Raw genomic sequence first — 23058 nt, forward strand, 5'->3', positions numbered from 1 at the left:
CTGTCCCACTTGCTCCATGGGAGCGCTCAAGCGGCCAGCCGTACAAGCGCGGCGACGGTGCGGCTGATCTGCTCAGGCTCATGCGTCGAGCAAATGAAGAATCGCAGGCGAGCGGCTTTCTCTTCCACGGCAGGGTAGAAGATCGGTTGCACGTTGATCCCCTCATCGAATAGCGCGTTCGCCCATTGCGCGGCCTTCAGCGAGCTGCCGGTAATCACTGGCACGACGGCGTAACCTGCGCTTGTGCCGGTATTGAGTCCAGCGCGGCGCGCTTCGCTGAGAAACTGATGGCCACGTTCCTTGAGCAGGGCGACGCGCCAAGGTTCGGCGATCAGACGCTCCAGCGCCGCGAGCGACCCGGCAGCAAGCGCAGGAGCCAGCCCGACGCTGTACAGGAAGCCTGGGGCAAGATGCCGCAGGATATCGGTCAATGCCTGGGAACCTGCGACGAATCCACCGCAGCCCGCGAGCGTTTTGCTCAGTGTGCCCATCCAGATGTCGACATCGTCACTCAGTACGCCGCAATGCTCACGAATACCCTTGCCCTGCTCACCGAGCACGCCGAGCGAATGCGCTTCATCGACCATCAGGAAGGCTGCATGACGCCGCTTGATCTCGACAAACCGGGCAAGCTCCGGCATATCGCCATCCATGCTGTACAAGCCTTCGATGGCGATCAATACACGCCGGTACTCGCGCCGCACGCGGGTAAGCAGCTCATCGAGCGCATTCCAGTCGTTATGTGGAAAGCTTAGGCGCTTCGCGCCGCTGAGTTGCGCCCCTTGGACAATACTATTGTGCGCAAGCGAGTCATGCAGGATCAAGTCGCCTGGGCCAAACAGCGAGCCGATCACGGTCACGTTGGTCGCGTGACCACTCACGAATACTACGCAGTCGTCTACTTCGTAGAAGAAAGCCAGACTCCGTTCAAGGTCGCGCTGCACGGCACGTTCACCGGCCACCATTCGGCTGGCCGATGCCGATGTTCCGTAGTGGTCGATCGCTTCCTTCGCTCGCGCGGAGACCATCGCGTCGCCGGAGAACCCCAAATAGTTGTAGTTCGCGTAGTTGAGGTACTCCGCTCCGGCGATCCGGGTGGTCGCACCCGCGATTCCTTCATGCACTCGAAAGAATGGCGAGGCAACGTCCAACTTTTCGCTCATCTGGCGAAGAATCTGGACTTGCTGATAGCCGGGCATCGCATCGAAACGACACAAGGCATCGAGTTCGGCCCGGCGGGCATCGTCTCCCGCGCTCGCCGCCAAAGGAATAAAAGGCTTCTCAGCCTCGTCGGACACACGTTCGAGTTGTCGCTGCAATGCCTTTGCAGCAAGCTGCTGGCGGATATGATCGCCCAATCCCATACTGGTTCTTCACTCTTCGATTAACTGATCTTCTGCCTGAAACTCGGCCCATTCCCACGCATCGGGCGTGGCAAGCAACTTGGAGACAAGGCGAAAATTCATTTCATGACTGGGCCGCAGCGCCGTGACGCGCCCAAGCAATGGCGCCCCCGCCATTGCCATGTCGCCGACCAGATCGAGTACCCGGTGACGCACGAACTCATCCGGCGTGCGCAAACCGCCCCATACACCCTTGCCTACTATCGTGGCCGTACACGACGGCCGCGCACCGCGCAGAATCGGCGTGCCGCGTAGATACCCGGCAACGATAGCGGGCACCGCCCATTTCAAGCGTCCATACGAACGTGACGAGGCGATCTGAAGGGCAAACGTATCGGGCGTGATGGCTCCCTCCCAATGCAGATCGCCAAAGCCCTTCAGATTGTTGCTGACGCTCACTTCGTAGTGCCCTGCCGGCTCTATGGTCAACTGGTGCAGTTGGCTCCCCTCGCCCGTTGTCACCGTGACCTCCCTCAGCACGCGGATGAAGCGCTTTGCGCGGGGTAGCGCGACACGGCCGCAAGCGCGGATCGCATCGATCCAGGGCATCGCGCTACCGTCGAGGATCGGCACCTCTTCGGCGTCGAGTTCGACCACTGCATGATCGATCTCACACGTAAGCAGCGAGGCAAGGAGATGCTCGACAGTCCGCACGCCCATTCCATTCGGAGCCTGCAACATCGTGCAGAGCGGCTGCCCCCGGCGCAGCCAAGGATCGACCGGTATTTCCGCGAGGACTTTCCCTGCACGCACACGACGGAACACGATTCCCGACGACGTCGTGCGAGGGTCTGCCGGCAGGATGCGGACCCGCACCTTTCGACCGGTGTGCAGCCCGTGTCCCTCCAATTGAAGTTCGCGGGCCAAAGTCCCTTCGTGGGTACGCCAGCCGGCAGGCCCGCGCATCAAAGTGCCTCCGTCCCGGCCAGCCCTATCCCGGATTTCCGGCCAAGCGCTTCCTCGATGTTGATCACGGCACTTGAATCCATATCGAGCCCATGTTGTGCCGCGAGCGTCGACACCGATGTTTCGACGCCGACCTGCGTTGGTCTTTCCGTTCCGTCCTGCGCAAGAATGGATTCGACGATCGTCTCCGCGAGTGAATGGACCGTTGCCCCTTCTGCGAGGGTCATGACGGACAACTTGACTTCGAAGCTCTCCTCAACCGCCATTCCGAGTTCCATTCCCATCAGGGAATCCATCCCCATCTCGAGGACGGAGCGATCGGTTTCGATTTTCTCCGGCGACATGTGCAGGATGCGAGCGATCTGACCCAGCAGGGTTTCCTCGACAAGACTCAGCGCTTCCGCGCGCGGCAACATCTTGAGCTCGCTCCGCAGTTGTATGCCGCCGTCCCGCGAGGATTCACCTGCGCCTCGCTCGTGCAGTTCCTCATACCGGCGCGCCCGGGCAGAGGGCATGCCTCGCGCGATCGCGTTCCAGTCGAGCCTCACGACCGCCTCGCCTGTTCGCCCCTCCAGGAGTGCACCTTCAAGTGCGGCGAGCGCTTCCGCCGACGAGATCGACAGGCCGCCGATCCGAGCCTGGAGTGCCTCGCGCGTTTCCGCGTGGCGGGCAAGGAAGCCCACGTCATCGAGCGGCCCCCAGGCCATGCATGTCCCCGGCAGCCCAGCCGCGCGGCGTTGCTCAATCAGCGCCTCGAGGTAACTGTTGGCCGCCACGTAGCTGGCTTGCCCCGGATTGCCGAGGAAGGTCGTTGCCGACGAATAGACCACGAAGAAATCCAGCGCGCAACGCGAGGTCACACGATGCAGGTTCCACGCCCCCGCAAGCTTCGGCGCAAGCACCGCGGCAAAGCGTTCATCGTCGAGATTGCGCACGAGGCCATCATCGATCACCATGGCCGAGTGCACTACACCCTTGAGCGGTGCCCCGCGCGCATCGATTGCCTCGATGAGCTGGTTGACCGCAGTTGCGTCAGTAACATCACATGCCGCCACGTGTACTTGCACACCATGCTCATTACGCCAGCGTGCCACCTCCTCGGCCAGGTGCTCAGTCAAAGTACCGCTGCGGCTGGCAAGCGTCAGATGCCGCGCGCCGCGCGATACCAGCCATTGCACCGTCGCAAATCCGAGGCCGCTCGTGCCACCGACAATCAGGTATGCGGCGGCGGGATCGAGCTCCAAGCGGCTTACTGGTGCAGAGTCGCGCGTGGGAGCGGGCACGCCGGCGGGATAGGTCACCAAGACCTTGCCGATATGGCGAGCCTGTTGCATGTGACGGAACGCCTCCTCGACGCGCGCGGCAGGAAACGCCCGGTACGGCAGCGGGTGCAGCGTGCCGTTGTCGAATAACTGCATCACCTCGCCAAAAAGCCGAGTCGTCAGATCCGGGCGCACCTTCATCAACTGATCCGCATCGATCCCGAAGTAGCTGACGTTGTTGCGGAACGGGCGCAATCCGATACGCGTGTTCTCATAGAAGTCCCGCTTGCCGAGTTCAAGGAAACGACCGAACGGACGCAGCGTATCGATGCCGCGCACCATCGCTTCGCCCGCGAGGGAATTCAGCACGACATCGACACCTATCCCGTCTGTCAGCGCATGAATCTCGTCAGCGAACGACAGGCTGCGTGAATCGAGCACATGGTCCGCGCCGAGCAGGCGAATGAACTCGCGCTTCTCGCGGCTGCCGGCAGTCGCAAACACTTCGGCACCCAGGTGCCGCGCCAATTGGATTGCCGCGATGCCGACGCCACCCGCCCCCCCATGCACGAGCACGCGCTCGCCGCGGCGCAGCCGGGCAAGCTCGCAAAGCGCGTAGTAAGCGGTGAAGAACGTGGTCGGGATGGTCGCCGCCTCTTCGAATGTGAGGCGAGAGGGTTTATGCGCGATCGCCGTGACCTGCGTGCGCACACGGTTGGCGAAGGACGCCGGCGCAAAACCGAGGACGCCGTCCCCCACGGCGAAACCACTGACGTCGCGACCGACGCGAACGACGCGGCCGGACAGTTCCATGCCGATCGTCGCACCCGCGAACCCGCTCTCCACTGCCTCATCCGACAGCAGTCCCATTGCATACATGACATCGCGGAAATTGAGGCCTGTCGCGGCCGGCTCGACCTCGACTTCATCGGGAGCCAGGTCACGCTCGGGCGACGGGAACCATTCAAGGTTGCGCAATGAACCGGGAGCGTCGAAGCCGAGTACCGCGGGGCGCACGGCAATAGACGGCGCACTGCGAAGCGCCGCGCCTGCAGCCAACAGCATGCGCGGCACATAACGACCCTGCGGCGTGAGCAGCACCTCCTCTTCGGGATCGCCTGAGAGAAGTTCCTGCACGAGCTCGGCAGCGGGATTGTCACAGGCAGGATGCAGATCGATGAGCCGGCATGCGAGTTCCGGATGTTCGTTGGCCAGCACGCGTCCCAGCCCCCAGAGCGTCGCCTGCTCCGGACGACATGCGGACGTTTCGGCAAACGGCATCGCAAACGGAGCGCCGCCCCGCGTGACGATCCATAGCTGCGGCCGGCGTGCATCGGAGACTGTGCTGAGTACATCAAGAGCGCGGACCAGTTGCGCAAGAGCGAGCGATGTCTCCTTTTGCGCATGCATCACATCGATGCCATTCGCGTCGACAGGCAACGCGTGATCCGGAGCCATGAAGACGAGGTGATGCGGCAAATCTGCGGTCTTGCCTGCGCTCACATGCTCATTGAGCTCTTCCGGCAACTGCCGCAAAGTAATGCTCGATGCCTGATGACCTGCTGTACGCAATGTGGCAATCAGCGCATCGTGCGGGACCGCATCGCCCTCGGGACGCAATAGCAGCCAGTTCGCAGCAGGAATTGCCGCTGCCGACGGTGTGGCATGTTCGGCTTCTGCTTGCGACGCGCCTGGCGTTGATTCAACTGGCTGGCGCGCCACGACCAGAATCGGTGCGCCTTCGAGGTCAACTTTCCGTTCTATATGACGTGTGACGTCTTCGAAACCGACCTCTTCCAGTAGGCGAACCAGTCCGGCAGGAGATGTCCACGCTCGGGTTTGCACCGTCGCGTCGCTATCGTCGAGGTTGAATACAATGTCGGAGAAACGACTGCGGCGCGCTTCGGCAATGACGATCAGCGCGCCCGGTGCGAGCCAGTTCCGCATCGCGGCGAGCAGTGCTTGGGGGTTTGCTTGTGCGCCCAGCACATGACTGACGATCACCATGTCATACGGTGCAGCATCCCGCTCGCCCGACAGTTTGGGCTGGTCGCCAAATTCGATGGTCACCGTATGCACGGTGGGATGTTCGGCGGAATCAAATCCGCTGAGTTGCTCTGGGGTACCTGCAATCGTGTAGTCGCAGCGGGACGCCGGCACATCGACATCCAGCGGCTGCAGCACATCACCGAGTGGTGAATCGAGTTCAAGGACGCGCAGTCGGCGCGGCTGCTCCCATGCATCGACCGCCAATGTCAGGCATGCGCCCATCAACGCATCGACATGTGCCCAGGTTGGCGAGGCTTCGAAAAAGTGCTCGACGAGACTGCTGCGGGCAGGCTGCAACACCTGTTGACCCGTCATCTTGCCGGCGAGAATTGCAGGCAGCGCTGCCCCGCAATGAGCGAGCAAAGTCAGCTCCGCGACATGTTCGGGTGACTGAGCAAGAAGATCGCCCCATAGATCGTCGATCGATGGAAAGTTCGCACACGCGGCGGCATCACGTACCAGGCGCCTGCCTTCCCAGGATGCGAGACCATCTTCCACCAACATTGATGCAAGTCGTTCGAGCAGCGCGGGACGTGGGCTCTCCGGTAGAACCGGTTGATCGAATGCGCCAAAGGCATCAACGGCCTTCAATGCATAGGCGCTCGCCAGCACATCGAGAAGCGGCAGCATTTCAGTCAAATGTGCGTCGCGGCGCTGTGAATTCTCGTTCTTGGCGAGCAAGCCGACCGCAGCCTTGATGAGTTCGCCCGGCAAAGGCAAGGTGTCCGCGTCGAACTCGCCAGCACGCGGCTTGGCGTCGACGGCATACGCATAACGTGCGGGCATGCTCTGGCGCCTGCCGACCAGATCGACTCGACGGAAGCGGCATTCACTCAAGCGGGCGACGATGCCACCCAGGGCATCGATAAATTCGAATGTTGCGACAATCGAGTGCGGACTGCGCCGGTCGATCGTGGCGAGGACATGGCGAATCGTGTCGCCACGCATAAAGTCCACGCGTCCCAGATGCACCGGGACATACGCGGCATGATCCGCATGTACCTCAGTGCCCTCCCGGGCAAGCAGCGCAAAGAGCGGGTGAAAACCGCTGTCCATCAATGCCGGATGCAAGACGTACGTCGGCTCATGTGCAATCTGTACGTCCAACGATTGCGGCAGCGCGGAAGGCATCTCCATCTCGGCAAGCGCAGCATCGCCTGCTTCTGCGATATGCACCGACCGTACCCACCGGAACGTCGGGCCATAGGTCAGCCCAATCGCGACAGTGCCCGCGTAAAGCGTCTCGCCGCTCAACGCCGGCTGTTCGAGGAGACGATCGAGCGTCGTCCCGGGTACGATCGAAGCGGAGCTCAAGACAGACCCGCTGGCAAGCAGGCGACCCGTGACATTGAGCGACCAAGGCTCGTCGCTCATGCGACTACGCGTCTCGATCGTGAAGCCGGCTGTGCGCGGATCGACGGTAAAGCGGAACATCTTCGCGTGTTGGGGCTGGAACACCACCGGCAGGCGGATCTCCAGGTTTTCGAGCGCACATGTTTCCGTGCCGAAATGGATGCGCGCGGCGGCGAGTGCCATCTCGACGTAGCCCGCACCTGGAAATGCCACGCCGCCATCGACCATGTGATCGGCCAGCATGGGGAGCTTTGCCGGATCGAGTTCGTTTTCCCAGGCGAGCGCGTGATCGCGTAAGCGGTAGCCGAGCAGCGGATGCTCGCGGCGACGATTGACGAGATCGTAGGTCTCGGTGCTCGGCAGCAACCAGTAGTGTTCGTGCTGCCACGGATAGGCCGGCAGCGGAACACGAGCGTCTGGGGCAGCAAAACGATCTGAATCAACGCGTGCGCCATTCGCAACCGCCGCGAGGATTGCACGTTGCATCGTCACGGCGCTATCAACGTTGCGTTTGCCCGTCGGCAGGACATGGCCGGTGGCCTCGGCATCCTCAAGCGTTTGCTTCACATAGGTACCAAGGATCGAATGCGGACCCACTTCGAGAAAGAGCCGAACGCCGTCTTCGACCAGACGGCCGACTGCCTCTCCAAACCGTACCGGTTCCCGAATATTGCGCCACCAATACTCGGCGTCGAGCGCCGCGCCGTCGAAATCCGCACCTGTGACCGTGGAAACAAAGCGTCGCGCAGCCGGCTGCGGTGACAGTCCCGCAAGGCCCTCGAGCACAGCGGTGCGAATTCTGTCCATGTGGGCGCTGTGAAACGCGTAGTCGAGTGCGAGAATCTGGAAGAACCGCCCACTCTCGCGCAGCGATGCGCCAATGGCCTCCAGCGCGACAAGTGTTCCTGCGAGCGTAACGGACTGTGGGCTGTTCACGCCGGCGATTTCCACCGCGTCATCGCCAATACCGAGCTCCGTGATCAATGCTCGCATGGCCGCTTCGCCAAGCCCGGCCGCCGCCATTCTCCCCGCACCCCGCGTCAGCGCCTGCGCACCACTGCGAATCCGGATGACGCGTACGGCCTGTTCGAGCGTCAATGCCCCAGCGCACCAAGCGGCCGCGGCTTCACCGACACTATGGCCGAGGCATACATCGAAACGCACGCCGCGCGCGTCGATCATGCGCGTGATGCCGACCTGGATCGCAAACAGCAGCGGCTGCGCGTGTTCAGTCGCTTCGAGCCATTCGGCGCTGGCACCTTCACGCATCACCTTCACGAGCGATTCGCTGCCGTCGGCGCACCACAAGGCGTCGACCTCTTCGAGCGCGGCACGGAACACGGGTTCTTCAGCAAGCAATTGCTGCCCCATGCCGGCCCATTGCGAGCCATTGCCGGAAAACACCAGCGCCAGTCGAGCATCAGTACCCGATGCTTCGCCCTGTACGATCGGCAACGACACGAGATCGCTCGATTCGGCGGCAAGCGCGCGAAGCGCGGAACGCCCTTCACTGTCGTTTGAGGGTGCAACGATGGCGCGATGTTCGAGCCATTGACGGCGATGCGTGGCGCCTGCTGCCAATGTCTTCCAAGGAGTACCGGCATCGAGCATCCGCAAATACCGCGCGGCGAGCATCGGAATCGCTTGGGGGGCGCGGGCCGACAACAGAAGCGGGGGCAGCGATTCGTTGTATTGGGACGCTGTGTCTCGATCACCCGGCGACACGCCATTCTCTTCTGAAGCCTTGGGGGCTTCTCTGAGAACCACGTGTGCGTTAGTACCGCCGAACCCGAATGAATTGACCCCCATCACGAGCGGTTCAGCGCTGGATGCGAGCGATGTGTACCGATCGACGACACGTAACCTGCCCGCTTCAAAGTCGATATTCGGATTGGGGGTCGTGAAGTGAAGCGACCTCGGCACGGCTCGATGTTTGAGACATAAGATCGCCTTCAGCAGGCCGGCCATTCCCGATGCTGTTTCAAGGTGACCCACATTGGTTTTTACAGAGCCGATCAGAAGCGGCTTTTCGATTGGACGCCCCGCTGCCGCGACTTCCATCAGCGCGCGCGCCTCGATCGGGTCGCCGACCGACGTACCCGTGCCGTGCGCTTCGAGATAGGCGAGCGAACGCGGGTCGACGCCGGCGCGCTCATAGACGCTCTTCAATAGTGCGGCCTGCGTTGCGGCACCAGGCACGCTGATACCGCCTTGCGAATAACCGTCCGAATTCACGCCAGAACCGGCAATCACCGCATGAATCGTGTCGCCATCTGCCAGCGCGCATTCCAGCGATTTCAACAGCACCATGCCGCCGCCCTCGGAGCGCACATAGCCGTCGCCGGATCCATCGAACGCACGGCAGCGTCCGTTCGGCGACAACATGGACGCCTTCGAGAAGGTAACGAAGCCCAAGGGGTGCACCAGCAGATTGACACCGCCGGCCAGTGCCATCTCTGCATCGCCCGATTGCAGAGCCTGACAGGCCTGATGCAAGGCCACCAGTGACGACGAGCATGCAGTGTCGATAGACATGCTAGGGCCGCGCAGGTCGAATACATATGACACGCGATTTGAGGCGATGCTCAGCGTATTGCCTGTGGCGGAATACGGGTCGATCGTACTTAGATCGTCGACAGTTCGGTTGCCGTAGTCGGAGCTTGCGACACCGACGTACACCGCGCAGTTGCGGCCTTCCATTTCGCGAGGCCGCAGTCCCGCGTCCTCGAAGGTCTCCCATGCGAGTTCCAGCAGTATTCGTTGCTGCGGGTCCATCTGCTTGGCTTCACGCGGGGAGATGCCGAAGAAGTCGGCATCGAAGCCCGCGACGTCGTCGAGGACGCCGGCGGCGAAGGTGTAGCTTTTGCCCGGTTCGCGCTTGGAGGGATGTTGAAAGAAATCGGTGCCGAAGCGTTCGGCGGGCACTTGTGTTACCGCGTCGCGTTCGTCGCGCAGCAAGCTCCAGAATTCGTCCGGCCCGGTCACCCCGCCGGGAAAGCGGCACGCCATCCCTACAATTGCAATTTGTTTGATCATTGTTCTGCCATTTTTCTCAACGTGCCTACCGTCGCGTCGCTCATATCGCCGCGATCGATAGCACGAATCAGCGCTGCGCCGAGTTCTTCAGCGCTCAAGTGTCGCTCTGTGGCGCACACTTCCCCGAAGTTGCGCCAAATGAAATAGTCGCTGCGCGCGGGCTCAATGTCGAGCTTGCCAAATATATGCGGCAAAGCGGGTACATGATCGCCATAAAAACACAGCACGGTCTTGCGCCGCCGTGTACGCAGGTACTCGAGCAGCGCGGCGATCATTGCATCGGCATTTGCCAGATGACGCAAATACGCAGTCAAGTCGTGCCAGTGGGCGCCGTCGCCAAGCGTGTGGTATTTCGTGGCCTCGCCTGGCTCTACCGTCTCGAGGTTCAACGGGCCGTGGTTTTCCATGGTCATCGCGAAGATAAACGCGGGCTCGTCGCCCCCGGTTTCGAGCGAGTGAATAATGGCGTCTGCAACAGCGGCATCCCCGACATACGGGCCCGCGTGCCGCGCGTTGGCAAACGAGGCAATGTCGAGAAATTTGTCAATGTGCAGCAGACGGAACACACGATCACGCCCAAAAAAGTTTGCGTAGTACGGATGAATCGCGAGCGTCCGGTAGCCTGCCCGCTTGAACCATGAGGCAAGCGACGCGCAAGCGTGTCGGACAAATGCATAGGGGTAGAAACGCGCGTAGCCGAGGAGCGATTCCGGCAGGCCGGACAACATCGCGAACTCGGTACGCATCGTGTTGGCTCCCCACGCTGGCACCGTGAGCTCACCGTATTCGACCGATTCGCTGCGCGCCACGTCGTGATGCGAAAGGATCGCCTGGCGGACAAAGGATCCAAGCCGACGAGCATCGAAAAACGACTCGCTTTGGATCACGACTACGTCGGGACAGGCAGCAGGTGCGCCCAGCGTAAAGGGACCTGATTCCATCGCGCGTCGAAATGTGCGCCACGTCGCAGGCCGCAAGCCGTTGAGCAGATAGGCGACAAACACTGCGAAAAAACCGTGGCGTCGCTGGTCGTCGGACGGAATGAGCGAGAGTGGAAGACGTGCGGCAAGCAGGCTGCCCACAACTAGACACGCACACGCTGCCAGAAAGACGAAGATCGCTGGCTGCAGTGCATGCCGTTTTTCAAGGAGGAAGCCTGCTATCAGCAATCCAGTACCGAGAGCGATCGCCAAAACCTTGCTTGCGCTCAGGAAAGGTAGATATAGGCGCGGATGCGCAAACAGCTGGCTGAAAAGGCTGAGATCTGTGAACACAAATGGCTCGCGCAGCGACGCATATTTCGCGTTGCTCACAGCAGCCAATAGGCCGACCACCGCGGCCGATACGAAGCTGGAGAACTGTGCGCGCCCGCTCACCAGCACCATGCAAAGAAAGACGAACACCACTCCCAGCACGTGGATAGAAAGCGCAACCATCGACCGGCGTGCCGGCGCGCGTGGCGCGGCAATGGCGTCGAACGCAAACGACAACGCCATCGTGCCCGCCAAAGTGAGTGCGAGCCGACTGTCCACCTAGCATTCCCTCTGCGGCAGGTATGACATTCTGCCGAGAATCGCATCGGCCATAGCAGGGGGCAATAGTGGCAACAGTCGCATGCCTAGCGCCAATAGGCTGGGAAAGGCGATTTCCGTGCGTCCAAGCGCGAGCTTGCGTTGAATATGTTGAGCCGCTTTCTCAGCGGACCACAGGAACGGTTTGTTGCCTGGAAACACATCGCTCATTGACGTCTTAACGAAACCGGGCAGTACGACCGACAGACGTACACCGTCGCGTGCGAGGAGCGGGCGCACCGAATCACCGTAGGCTTTAATAGCCGCCTTGCTCGCGCAATAGGCTGGAGAAATCGCCATGCCGCGCAGTGCAGCAAGCGAACTAACCAAGGCGATTTGCCCGCGACGGCGTGAGCGCATGCGCGCGACAACCGGCAGCACCGCGTGCGTCGTGCCGTAGAAGTTGGTGTCGACGATGGCCGCCGTACGTTCCAGTTCTTCCCAGTCGTGGACGGAAGCGAGCGTGCTAGCTACGCCGGCGTTGGCGACCAGCAGGTCGATTGGGTGAACGTCGTCGAATTGGTGCAGCCAGGATTGCATGGCTGAGGAGTCGCGTACATCGATCTGGACTGCGTCTACTAATGCGCCCTTTGCCCGGCACGCCAGTGCTGAATTCCCGAGGCGTTCAGTATCGCGGCCAATCAGACCGAGCACCACGCCTGGCGCCGCATAGGAGAGCGCGAGCGCACGGCCAAGCCCCGCACTCGCGCCAGTGATGACGATGCGGCGCGGAGCGGTGCTAGACATTAGCAGCCGCCTCGAGACGCTGCACCGCTCCGGCTATTGCCATCGCAATGCCCGTACGGCTGTAGAAGTCACCGTTGATCTGAGTATGGTCGACGACATAGTCGAGGAAGGCTTGATATAGATGCATGTCCGGCTGCTCGCCGTACGACCAGAAGTCGTCGAGCGAGCCTTGCCACGTTAGTCCCGGCATGCTGTAGATCGCCGTGCCGAGCGCGATCACCGGACGGCGGTGATGCAACGCCGACAAGCCAACCGTGCTGTTGACGACCACCGTACCGCGGGCGTTGTCTAGTAGGGTCGGCAAGTGACCGGCGTCGATAAAACGCAGGCGGTCGGCCACACCCAGTTCGCGAGCCACCTGCTCGGCATGGCGACGATAGTCGATGAGGCCAGTGTCAAGCGGATGGTTCTTGATCACGAGCTGGGTGTCGGCCGGCGCATGGCGCGCGAAGGAGTTCAGCACCTTTCTGATCGCTTGCCGCACGCCGTCGAAGGGCGAGTGCACGACGATCTGTGCATCGGAATTCAGTTGTAGCGGGAAAATGTAGTAGGCAAGGCGTTCGTCGAGCAGGTCGCGGGTGACGCGTTCCGCGTCGCGATAGTGCTGGCCCTGGCGCAACGCGCGAGCTGCCAGGCCCGAGTATTCGAAGAAGCCGTTTCTAGGGCGATGACTGCGGTAATGCGGGAAACGCGATGCGTAAAGCATGTTTGCGCTGCGATAGCGGATATCGTGAAACGCGCGTTCGTAAAGGTTATAGCCGGTGTGCTGCCCGGCCGGACTCGGCGGTATGAACGAGCGTTGTTCCAGATACCAGCCGGGATCGCGCGGCAACTGGGAACGGCCGTTCACGCCGTGCTTTTCCAGGGTAAGCCAGTTGGGGCGAACGTAACCTTCCTCGAAGACATGGACCATTAAGCCATTAGCCTGCGAAATGGCATGCATGGGGCGGTGGATCTCGCGGCAATCCCCAAACATGACTACGTCCGTAAAGATGCCTTCTCTTATGCGATCAGCGTACCAATCAGATAGCTCGCTTGACTGGCCATAGAAATTCCAGCCGCAGCCGTCACCGGCGTAAACAATATCGCCGCCGCAGAAATTGACTCTACGAACCAAATGGCCCCGCTTACGCAGCGCAGCCGCCAATCGGCCAAAAAACGGAGAAGCCGTGCCTTGCAGGGCCAAAAAGGAGCGTTGCATCTGCGAACGTCAAAGTGCGGCACCAGGCTTGTCCTTGGGACGCGACAAGCTTTCCCCTAAACAACCCCGAGTGATTTAAGTTGATGGCGGGTGGTCTTTAGCAGGCACAAAGGGTACATCATTGCTACTGAAATTAATAGGAGCCTAAGCGAAAATCTTGGATCATGTCGCCAGAACTTCGCGATAGCGTGACTCCTTTCGTGTCGCTATATCGATCGCCCTTGTTGTGTTCCGAGGCGTGCGCTTAGATTTATGTGCAACCGCCTGCTAGACCTCAAGGCTTGGTCAAGGCGCATCCATTGAGCGAGCGCTCGCGTCGGCCCGCTATAGATACTTGCGCAGTCATTGGCTGCAAGTGTTGCTGGCATGTCCCGTTCTCTCTGCTGATTCGCGAATGCTTCAGAAGGGAATCTGTAAGAGCCATCTAATTGGGATAAGACTTTGGAAACAGTAGCTAACAATAAAACGGCAGTACCACCGGCGGGCAAGAAGCGAGGCTTGATCGAGCGCCTCGAGGGAGTCAATCGGCTCTTTGTCCTGACGGTCGTTTTGTCGACCACGATCGCCATTGATTATTTTGGCTTGATTGCCTCGGGGTGTATGTGTCAGAGTCACACTTCGTCGTGCGCAGCCCCGTGATCAGGGCATAGCTTAACACCCCACCGCGCCTCCACCACCCTCCCTCTCGCGAACTCAATCTTACGCGACAGCGCTACATTCCTGGATCAAAATTGGAAAACGTATCGAGCAGCATGGCGACTCATTTGTCCGCCAAGCCCCCTAAGACCGTCAGGGAACGCATCAAAGGCATCAACCGTCTCTTTGCCTGTACCGTCCTCGTCCCCACCACGCTCGCCATCCTCTATTACGGGTTCGTTGCTTCCGATGTTTATGTCTCGGAATCGCGCTTTGTGGTGCGCAGTGTGCGGCAGCAGCAACAGACGAGCATGGTCAACGCGCTTCTGGAGGGAACGGGTTTTTCCAAAGCCGACGACGATACCTACCCGCTGATCGACTACATCGAGTCGCGAGATGCGTTGAGGGAACTCAATCAGAATGATTACATTCTGAACTCCTACTCCAAGCAAGGAGACTTCATCAGCCGCTTCCATACGATGCTCGGCGGCAGTTTCGAAAACCTGTGGCGGTACTATGGCAAACACATCGCGTCTGCCACGCTGGATCCCACGTCGTCGATCACGACCCTACAAGTACGGTCCTACACGGCAAAGGATGCGGAGCAGATCAACGCGACGCTCATTCAGATCAGCGAACGTCTGATCAATCGCCTCAACGACCGCGCCGCCAGCGATACTGTCCAGTTCGCGCAACGTCAGCTGGAGCTTGCTGCCCAGAAGGCGAAGGATGCCGCAATGGCACTGGCGGCCTATCGCCAATCGCATACCGTTTTCGATCCCGAAAGGCAGTCCGCCCTCCAGCTTCAACAGGTAGCCAGCCTGCAAACGCAGCTGTTGGCGGCCCAGTCCCAGCTCGGCCAATTGCAGGCCATCTCGCCGCAGAACCCGCAGATTCCTGTTCTGCGCAAATATATCGACACGCTGAACAGCCAGATTCAGTCCGCGACCGGCACAGTGGCGGGCGGCCAGAACTCGCTGTCCGAGAAAGCAACCACCTATACGCGTCTGGAACTCGATGCCGAGTTCGCCGACAAGGAACTCGCCGCGGCTATGGCCGCACTCGATAGCGCGCGCGCCGAGGCGCAAAAGCAGCAACTCTATCTCGAAGTTCTCGTCAATCCGAATACGCCGGATATTGCGGTTGAACCGAAGCGGATTCGTGGCATCATCGCCGCGTTTGCGGTGGGCGTCATCTGCTGGGCCGTACTGACGCTGCTGATCGCCAGCATTCGAGAGCATCAGGACTAAGCGATGAACGCACCCTCCACCATACCGCTGATACGGTCCTTACGCATACAGGCACGCATCATCCACGCATTGATCATGCGTGAGATCATTACACGCTACGGGCGACACAACATCGGTTTTGCATGGCTGTTTGCCGAACCCATGCTGTTCACGATAGGTGTCATGGCGTTATGGAGCGTCGCGCACGATGCCAATCCGAACCATCACATCAACATCGTTTCGTTCGCGCTGACGAGTTATTCGACGCTTCTCGTGTGGCGGAACGGTATAGGGCGATGCGCGCTTGCCATCGAACCTAATGCGTCCCTACTCTTTCACCGCAATGTCCGAGTGATCGATCTGTTTTTTGCCCGACTCGCTCTTGAAATCGGCGGTGTCACGCTATCGACTGTGACCCTGATGTTCGGTCTCGTGGCCGCCGGCATCATCGATCCCCCTGTCGACATCGTGAATATGGTGATCGGTTGGGGACTGTTGGCTTGGTATACCTGCGCGATGGGTCTGATCATTGGTGGCCTCACCGAATACAGCGAGGTAGTCGATCGCATATGGCATCCACTCGCATATTTCCAGATTCCGGTATCCGGGGCGTTCGTCATGACGAGCTATCTGCCTCCTAAGGCGCGCGACATCGTGATGCTCTTCCCGGTTTCGCACTGCACCGAATTGTTCCGGTACGGGTATTTCGGAAGCCAGGTTACCCCCTACTACAGCATTCCATATGTCTGCACATGGTGTCTGGTCCTGACTTGGTTAGGCTTTCTGGTTGTTCGCGGCGCATCTAAACGAGTAGAAATGCAATGATTGAGCTGATCGACGTTTGCAAGAAATATGAAGTGCGCGACGGTAAACGTCTGGTTTTGGATAATGTGAACTGCCAGATCAAACGCGGCGAGCACATCGGCATCCTTGGCAAGAATGGCGCAGGAAAATCAACGCTGATTCGCCTGATCAGCGGTTCCGAGTTGCCGACGGCCGGTCAGATCAAACGCGGGATGAGCGTCTCGTGGCCTCTCGCGTTTTCTGGCGGCTTCCAGGGTAGCCTGACCGGGCTGGATAATCTGCGTTTCGTTTGCCGCGTATACAGCGCTTCCTACGAAAAGGCTCTGCCTTTCGTTGAGGAATTCACCGGTCTCGGCAATTATCTGCGCGAACCCGTAAAACGGTATTCAAGTGGGATGAGAGCGAAATTGGCGTTTGCCATTTCGATGGCAATCGATTTCGATTGTTTCCTCATCGACGAAGTCATCGCCGTAGGCGATTCCGAATTTCAGCGCAAATGCCATATCGAGCTATTCGAGAAACGCTCGGATCGAGCCATGATCATGGTTTCACACGACCCGCGCATGATACGCGAGCACTGCACGCGCTCCTACGTTATCGAATCCGGCATATTAAGATATTTTTCCGACGTGGAAACCGCATACGAATACTACGAAAGACCATTGGGAAATTGAACCCGCCCGACGGATCAGATCGCTTAGTCTTGCCGCAATACACCCAAGTTAAGAGTAAGACTGGCGTCTAGAAAGACGCCGGTAGCGGCAGACCCGCTTAACTTGGGTGGATTCGGTCTTGCCGCTTCACGAATACTTTCTCGACTCGCCCCCGAATCCAGTTTTCCGCATGGAGCCGGATTTCCACGTTCTTCGCGGGCTTCGACAACAAAAAGGGGAGTGTAAGTACGGACGGAACCGGATTCATTCCCGCCAGGTAATCCCGGATGGCAATCGCGTTGCCGAAATCGCGAGCGACATCGATCGACACGTTTCCGCTGGATTCAAAATCCTCTTCCAGAACAATACAGGCGATGTACGATCCTGCGTTCAGGTCGATGTATGGTCCCGACATCAAGTAACCCTGACGCCGCGGCAAATGTCCCGTGGGCAGATCACAGTCCGGGAATTTCATGACCGGCACCAGATTCTCGATATCCGGTCCATATGAAAACGAGGCATCCCCGGCATCGCCCCTCGAGACCGACGGAGAAATACCGATATTGGACAGTGAGCGCCCCCTGCAGCACACTTCGGTACGCAAGATGTTGACGCCGTCGGCTTGACCTCTGAGCGGAATCCTGACTGGTATATAGGCAATATCCTTGTCAAACGACACGATATCCGCGCTGCGATAGAAATAGTTCGTGCGGAAGCACGGAGACGAAAAACCCAGCACCGTCGTTTTGAAGATCAGATCCCCCCGTTCCAGCCGCTCCTTCATCCCGAAACTCAGATCGACATCCATGTTCTCGCAGTGGACGTCGCCCTGCACCAGCCGCTGGGCGTTCGGGGCCGCCAAAATCCTGGCAAATCTCTCCCGCTCCCCCTCCAGAAAGGCAATCGCATCGAAACTGTCGCGATCGAGCAAAAAATTCCTGATCAGCGCCCTCAGTACACCATATCGCTTGAATTCTTCCGCCATCCAGTGATCGAAATAATCAATATACTGGACATGGACATTCTCAATCTTTTCTATATTCCTTGCATTCTCAACGTCGTCGCTGTCGTTTTTCGATACGTACACATCCAACGATCTGACGGGATAGCTCCGGATAATATTTCGGACGTCGGACAGTTCTTCAGGTACGCCACATAGCTGATCGAAATGCGCGATGAAACGGGTATCCCCCATCATACGGCACGTGCGGGCCGACACCGTCGTCTGCGGAGAAATGGCGACGATCTTGTCTGCCTTGAGGTGGGCACCATAGAGGATGGCGCCATATGCACCCATGCTGTCCCCGATGCACAAAACCCGCTTGTATCGGGCGCAAATCGTACCCAAATGGTCAATCACCTCGTGAAATGTCTCGCCCGCCCCGGCGATCCCGCCGGTATACCATGAGTTATCGAGATCCTTGATCAGGATCGCCGAAAACTGATCACTGTGAGACAAGGAAGAAAAATCGAAGTCGTTTGCCTTCGACCCATTGGAATTGTAAGCGGTAAACGCAATTATTATGGAGTCCGTGTCGCTCAGATTAGATCTAACCCACATATCCGCTCCAAATCAAACCAAAGTATACAAATCGGACGACAGGCATGATGCAGTCTGCATGGCCGTTTCATACTCGTCACGAAGAGAGATGACCGTGTCCATCCGGCGCCGGATTTCTGCTGTCCCCGTGTGAGGCCAAAGCGAGCCCGACCCGGATCTCGCCAAAACAATCCCCAATTTGACGATCCACTGACGCGCAAACAGGTCGGTTGCATCCCGCTCAGGGAAAAATCAATTCGGCTCGCCGGAAACATGGACACAATCCTGTTCCATACCACCGGTCTGGATGACGTTGTTTTTTCCTCTCTTAATGCAACGCACTCCAGCCCGGCAGACATCTACGCCCGCCGGTCAGGCGTCCAAGAGTTCCCTCAATTCCCGAAACACCTCGTCCACGGAAATATTGTTGATGCACGGCACGCCCTGCGCGCACTCCTCTGGATCGAAATAAAGCTGGCACCCGGCGCAAGGAACCTGACGGCCTATGATCACCCCGGTGAACTCCTGACCCCACTCGCGCCAGTCCGCACGCGCAGGGTGCAGGCTAACGGCCTTCACGCCACGCAGACTTGCCAGATGCTTGGGCCCCGAATCGTTGCCGACAAAAGCGGCGCTATACGAAAGCAGCGCATCGAAATGCTCGAACGGCAGTTTCTGCGCCAAATAGACCAGTTGGCCGCTCTCCAGCGCATCCTGCGGCAGCAACTCCCGGTGCGACTGGTCTTCCGCCATGTAGAGGACCTTCTTGCCAAGCGACAGGACCCTACAAGCGAGTTCCGGGTAATGCGGCCACCGGATGAATGCCAGACGAGAACCGCTGTGGAGGAACACATATTCATCGTCCTCAGCAAGACCATAAGGCGTGATCATGCTCTTGCTGAGATCCGTACGACGGACAGGCTTCGCGCCGCTATCCAGCCAAAGTGCCAGTGCTTCAACGATAAGTTGCACCCACGACGAGTGACGGATGATGACCTCCCCTCCCTTGGGGCCGCGAGCTTCGGCAACCAGATCCATGGACTTATCGCCACCGCGGCGGAAACCAAGCGTCATCGGCGCGCCAGTCATCGGCAAAAGCTTATGGCTGGGACCCGCAACCGAAAAATCGATGGCAAGATCAAATTTGTACGGTTTCAGTTGCGCAATCAACGCCTCTTGTCCGGCCCGCTCCACGATGCGGTCCCGCTGCTCAACATTGTCCGGGAAGTCGAGCAGGATGAGTTCATCGAAGACATTCAGGGTCCGCGCGAGAGCCGCATTGGCGGGACTCACTAACCCGACGATCCTGGATGTCGGCAGAATCTCACGCAGCCGGCGCAATGCGGGAACGGAAACGACCATGTCACCGAGCTGATCGGCTCGGAGAACCGCGACGTTCTTTAACTGGCCCGGATACGAGCGCGGGGACGGCTTGAAAACTAGACTGGGCAACGCATTGACCTGTTCGACAACGGACAGCGTGGGATTCGGTTCGAGCGGAGGCACACTGGCCGGACTGCTCTTGCAATGCTCCGTGCCGATCGGCTCCGCCACGATAATGCGCTCCCGGCGCCACTCAATGCCTTCGCGAGCATCCCCTCTGATATTGGATGCCCGATAAACGAGCTCATATTCTCCATATGGGAATTTCGAGAAATCAATCCACGCGTTGTACACGTATTTCCTGAGCTGCGAATTTTCCCTTTCGCGACGCAGGGGGGCGACGCGCAGTTCGCCCTTGTGTACCAATTCGCCATCGAGGAAGATCTCTAGAACGAGCAGCGGCGTGGCGGAAATGATGAAACCCCGCAGCGAGTCCACTCCACGTACCGTCGCGCCGATTCCCCAGCGAGTCCGCTGGTGGTTACCACCCCTCGTGATCACAAACTCTTCACGGTGAGCGTTATACAGCTGCTCCCGGGTTTTCGGGAGCATATCCTCGCTGATCAGGCCATTCACCTGCGCATCGATGTCATTCCCCGGCATGATGCGCTCACGCTCGAGCTTGAGCTCGGTACTGTTACGGAGACGATCCAGTTCCATTCTCGCCTCGTCCCAATCCGGCAGAATGGCTCTGACCTGCTCGTAGTACTTCTCGGCTTCGATGTATCGCCCAGTAATCTTGTAGAAATGTCCGAGCTGCAAGAGGACTTCCGCGTTATCGGACGCCTGGCGCAGAGCGTCCAGATAATGCCGCTCCGCCTTGGCGAAATCCCGGCCTTCCTTGTACATGTGGCCGGATATAAGGGAAAGACCCAAATTCCCGCCCCCCAGGGAAATCACCTGTTCAAACAGTTCAGCCGCAGCAAGAAAACTCCCCTGATCCTTGGCAATTAGAGCTCGACGCGTCAAATCCTCGCGCCACAAATTGGTATTCAGACTCAATTTTTGTCCCGTCAATCAAATGAGCACAAATAGCATCCCGCACCGGCAGCATGCCACCCAGCTACCTACGCAAGGTAGGCAATGTTGCTCGCAATAGGTGCATGTTTTTGCTTCGGCATGAACCTGACGACCTGCCCGAACACCTCGTCCACCTTAATATGCGCCATGCAGGCAACGCCCTGGGCGCAATCGTCCGGCTCGTGATGCAACCCGCAACCCGCACATGGCACCTTCCGGCTGATCACGACACCCGTCTGCTCTTGTCCCCATTCTCCCCAACCAATTCGCGCGGAATGCAGGCTGATGACCTGGGTACCCCGCAGGGCGGCGAGATGCTTCGGCCCCGAATCGTTGCCGACAAACACCGAACTGAACGAAATCAATGCGTCGAAATGATCGAACGGGATCTTTCCGGACATGTAAACAATCTTGTTGTTCTCGAGTGCCTCGTTTGACAGCAGCTTCTTGAACTCGTCGTGCTCGGCCATGAAAACGACTTTCGCACCCAAATCCTTGACAATCCGGTTTGCCAGCTCCACATATCCGTTCCACTGGGTAAATTTGATGCGCGATCCGGAATGCAGAAGCACATACGACTCGTCCTTCTCAATACCGTATTGGGCAAGGATTGATCGATCCAGATCATCCCGCCGCACGACCTTCGCGCCGCTGTCGAGCCACAGTTCGAGCGCCTTGACGACCAAACCCATCCGCACGGAATGATGCGTGACATCGTTGTTCGATTTAGGGTCATACGTCTCGAAATCGAGCTTCAATGTTTTGCAATCCTCATAACCATACCCAATGGTTACGGGGGCGCCCGTCAATCCGATCAACCGTCGCGACACCCCGTTCATGACGAAATCGACCGCGAGGTCAAACTTGTAGCCAGCGAGCTGATGGATGAGCGCGGTCTGCTTCTGCTCATCCATGATGCGATGCCGATGAAATGCATCCTCTGCAAAATCCAGCTCGATGACTTCGTTGAATACCCCGAGCGTTCGGCAAACCTCCGCGTTGGCCGGCGTCACCAACGCCACCAAATTCGCGTCAGGTAGCAATTCGCGCAGGCGCAAGAACGCGGGAACCGACACCACGACGTCGCCCAGTTGGTCGGTCCGGAGCACCGCAACATTCTGGATTTTTCCGGGATAGGAATGCGTCGATGCCTCATGGATTATGCTCGGGCGCTCGTTGATCTGTTTAACGATAGACAGCGCCGAATTCGGGTCCACGGGGGGAATCAAGGAGTCGTTCTCCTGAAAATAACCTTCCGGCAGCGGCGGCGCAATGATGATGCGCTCACGCCGCCAATCGATTCCCTCTAGCGACTGGCCTTTCAGGCCGATCGCGCTGAACACGAGTTCATGCCACCCATAGGCGAATTTCGAAAAATCCACCCAGGCGTTATATACATATTTCCTTATATTCGGATTGGACTTCTCGAATGACTGGGGCGCCCCGACGAGTTCGCCCTCATGCAGCAACACGCCGTCGAGATAAATCTGCAGTTTCTTGTAGGGAACGTCGGAGACCAGATAGCCGCGCAGCGCATCTACGCCACGTACGGTCGGCCCCGTCCCCCATCGGGTTTTCTGTTCCGTACCATTTTTGGTAAACACGAACGCCGGCCCATGATCGCGGTATAGCTCCTCATAGGTCTTGGCAAACAAGGAGGGATCGACTCGCCTGTCGCCGTCCGGCGAACTCTTCATCATTTCGAGCACTGCAACTTTCTTTGCATGCTCGCGCTCGCGTTCCTGCTGAAGCACCGCGCTCTGTGCGGCAAGACTGCGAACTTCGTCGAGTTTGGCGGCGGCAGATTCCCACTGAGGCTTGAATTTCAGCGCTCGAGAATAAAACGCTTCGGCATCGCCATAACGACGTTCCAGTTTGCGCAAATCACCCTGACGAATGCAGATGTATGCGTTTTCCGGATCAAGATTCTGAGCTTCCCGCAAGTTGAGGCTCGCATCGTTATAGTTCCGCAACTGGATATACATGTCGGCGATTTCGCAGAAAATGCCGACATCCCCGCCGCCGTAATCGATGGCCTGATCATAAAAGGCAATTGCGACGATATACTTCTCTCTAGCTTGGGCGTCTTTTGCCTTGCGAAGGATTTCCCCGTAAATCGGATTTTCTCGCTGACTGATCAACTTTGCCACATTCTCCTTCGAAGCCGAATCAGTCTTTCGGCCACCCTTGCTCCAGCCCGTCTTGGCAATCATTTTTCCGATCATTTTGAAAATCCTTCAGCACTAATCGCATTTCTGTCGATCG

12 protein-coding genes are annotated in these 23058 nt (G+C 58.8%); 3 read left to right on the forward strand and 9 right to left on the reverse strand.

The window, feature by feature from the left end:
• Nucleotides 1-26: 26 nt before the first annotated feature.
• Genes HV670_RS07100 through HV670_RS07125 form a run of 6 tightly spaced genes read right to left on the reverse strand, consistent with a single transcriptional unit; the run spans nucleotide 27 to nucleotide 13528 of the window.
• A complete protein-coding gene (locus HV670_RS07100) occupies nucleotides 27-1364 on the reverse strand; it encodes an aminotransferase class I/II-fold pyridoxal phosphate-dependent enzyme (RefSeq protein WP_175104031.1) in 1338 nt (445 codons plus the stop codon).
• A gap of 9 nt (nucleotides 1365-1373) precedes the next feature.
• Nucleotides 1374-2309 (reverse strand): UDP-3-O-acyl N-acetylglycosamine deacetylase, encoded by a 936-nt coding sequence (locus tag HV670_RS07105; RefSeq protein WP_175104032.1) that lies wholly within the window; start codon nucleotides 2307-2309, stop codon nucleotides 1374-1376.
• Complete coding sequence (locus HV670_RS07110) at nucleotides 2309-10009, reverse strand: type I polyketide synthase (protein ID WP_175104033.1); 7701 nt, start codon at nucleotides 10007-10009, stop codon at nucleotides 2309-2311. Before HV670_RS07110 ends, HV670_RS07105 begins: the two co-directional genes overlap by 1 nt.
• On the reverse strand, nucleotides 10006-11541 hold the full coding sequence (locus HV670_RS07115; RefSeq protein ID WP_425511393.1) for an LTA synthase family protein: 1536 nt from the start codon (nucleotides 11539-11541) through the stop codon (nucleotides 10006-10008). The genes HV670_RS07110 and HV670_RS07115 overlap by 4 nt, the downstream gene beginning before the upstream one ends.
• Nucleotides 11542-12327 carry an SDR family NAD(P)-dependent oxidoreductase gene (locus HV670_RS07120; RefSeq protein ID WP_175104034.1) on the reverse strand — a complete coding sequence of 262 codons (786 nt, stop codon included), beginning with the start codon at nucleotides 12325-12327 and terminating at the stop codon, nucleotides 11542-11544.
• Nucleotides 12320-13528, reverse strand: coding sequence for a capsule biosynthesis protein (locus HV670_RS07125; protein WP_175104035.1), 1209 nt, complete (start codon nucleotides 13526-13528; stop codon nucleotides 12320-12322). Before HV670_RS07125 ends, HV670_RS07120 begins: the two co-directional genes overlap by 8 nt.
• 731 nt (nucleotides 13529-14259) lie before the next feature.
• Here HV670_RS07125 and HV670_RS07130 point away from each other — a divergent pair.
• The 3 genes from HV670_RS07130 to HV670_RS07140 are packed head-to-tail and all read left to right on the forward strand — an operon-like array spanning nucleotide 14260 to nucleotide 16871.
• Nucleotides 14260-15414: a KpsE/RkpR family capsule polysaccharide export protein gene (locus HV670_RS07130; RefSeq protein ID WP_425511394.1), complete on the forward strand. Its 1155-nt coding sequence runs from the start codon at nucleotides 14260-14262 to the stop codon at nucleotides 15412-15414.
• A gap of 3 nt (nucleotides 15415-15417) precedes the next feature.
• Nucleotides 15418-16218, forward strand: a complete 801-nt coding sequence (locus HV670_RS07135; protein WP_175104036.1) for an ABC transporter permease — start codon at nucleotides 15418-15420, stop codon at nucleotides 16216-16218.
• Entirely contained in the window at nucleotides 16215-16871 is a 657-nt protein-coding gene (locus HV670_RS07140; RefSeq protein ID WP_175104037.1) for an ABC transporter ATP-binding protein, read from the forward strand. The genes HV670_RS07135 and HV670_RS07140 overlap by 4 nt, the downstream gene beginning before the upstream one ends.
• A gap of 97 nt (nucleotides 16872-16968) precedes the next feature.
• Here HV670_RS07140 and HV670_RS07145 read toward each other — a convergent pair whose 3' ends face one another.
• From HV670_RS07145 to HV670_RS07155, 3 genes are all read right to left on the reverse strand, one after another.
• Nucleotides 16969-18309: a hypothetical protein gene (locus tag HV670_RS07145; RefSeq protein ID WP_175104038.1), complete on the reverse strand. Its 1341-nt coding sequence runs from the start codon at nucleotides 18307-18309 to the stop codon at nucleotides 16969-16971.
• Nucleotides 18310-18762: 453 nt separating this feature from the next.
• Entirely contained in the window at nucleotides 18763-20775 is a 2013-nt protein-coding gene (locus HV670_RS07150; RefSeq protein ID WP_175104039.1) for a glycosyltransferase family 9 protein, read from the reverse strand.
• A 65-nt stretch (nucleotides 20776-20840) separates the two neighbouring features.
• Nucleotides 20841-23018, reverse strand: coding sequence for a glycosyltransferase family 9 protein (locus tag HV670_RS07155; protein WP_175104040.1), 2178 nt, complete (start codon nucleotides 23016-23018; stop codon nucleotides 20841-20843).
• Nucleotides 23019-23058: the final 40 nt, after the last annotated feature.

It is taken from the genome of Pararobbsia alpina (genome assembly GCF_902859895.1).
Lineage (GTDB): Bacteria > Pseudomonadota > Gammaproteobacteria > Burkholderiales > Burkholderiaceae > Pararobbsia > Pararobbsia alpina.

Coding starts and splice junctions, on each gene's coding strand:
- HV670_RS07100 (WP_175104031.1), bottom strand. CDS start 1,364: ATGGGATTGGGCGATCATATCCGCCAGCAGCTTGCTGCAAAGGCATTG.
- HV670_RS07105 (WP_175104032.1), bottom strand. CDS start 2,309: ATGCGCGGGCCTGCCGGCTGGCGTACCCACGAAGGGACTTTGGCCCGC.
- HV670_RS07110 (WP_175104033.1), bottom strand. CDS start 10,009: ATGATCAAACAAATTGCAATTGTAGGGATGGCGTGCCGCTTTCCCGGC.
- HV670_RS07120 (WP_175104034.1), bottom strand. CDS start 12,327: ATGTCTAGCACCGCTCCGCGCCGCATCGTCATCACTGGCGCGAGTGCG.
- HV670_RS07125 (WP_175104035.1), bottom strand. CDS start 13,528: ATGCAACGCTCCTTTTTGGCCCTGCAAGGCACGGCTTCTCCGTTTTTT.
- HV670_RS07135 (WP_175104036.1), top strand. CDS start 15,418: ATGAACGCACCCTCCACCATACCGCTGATACGGTCCTTACGCATACAG.
- HV670_RS07140 (WP_175104037.1), top strand. CDS start 16,215: ATGATTGAGCTGATCGACGTTTGCAAGAAATATGAAGTGCGCGACGGT.
- HV670_RS07155 (WP_175104040.1), bottom strand. CDS start 23,018: ATGATCGGAAAAATGATTGCCAAGACGGGCTGGAGCAAGGGTGGCCGA.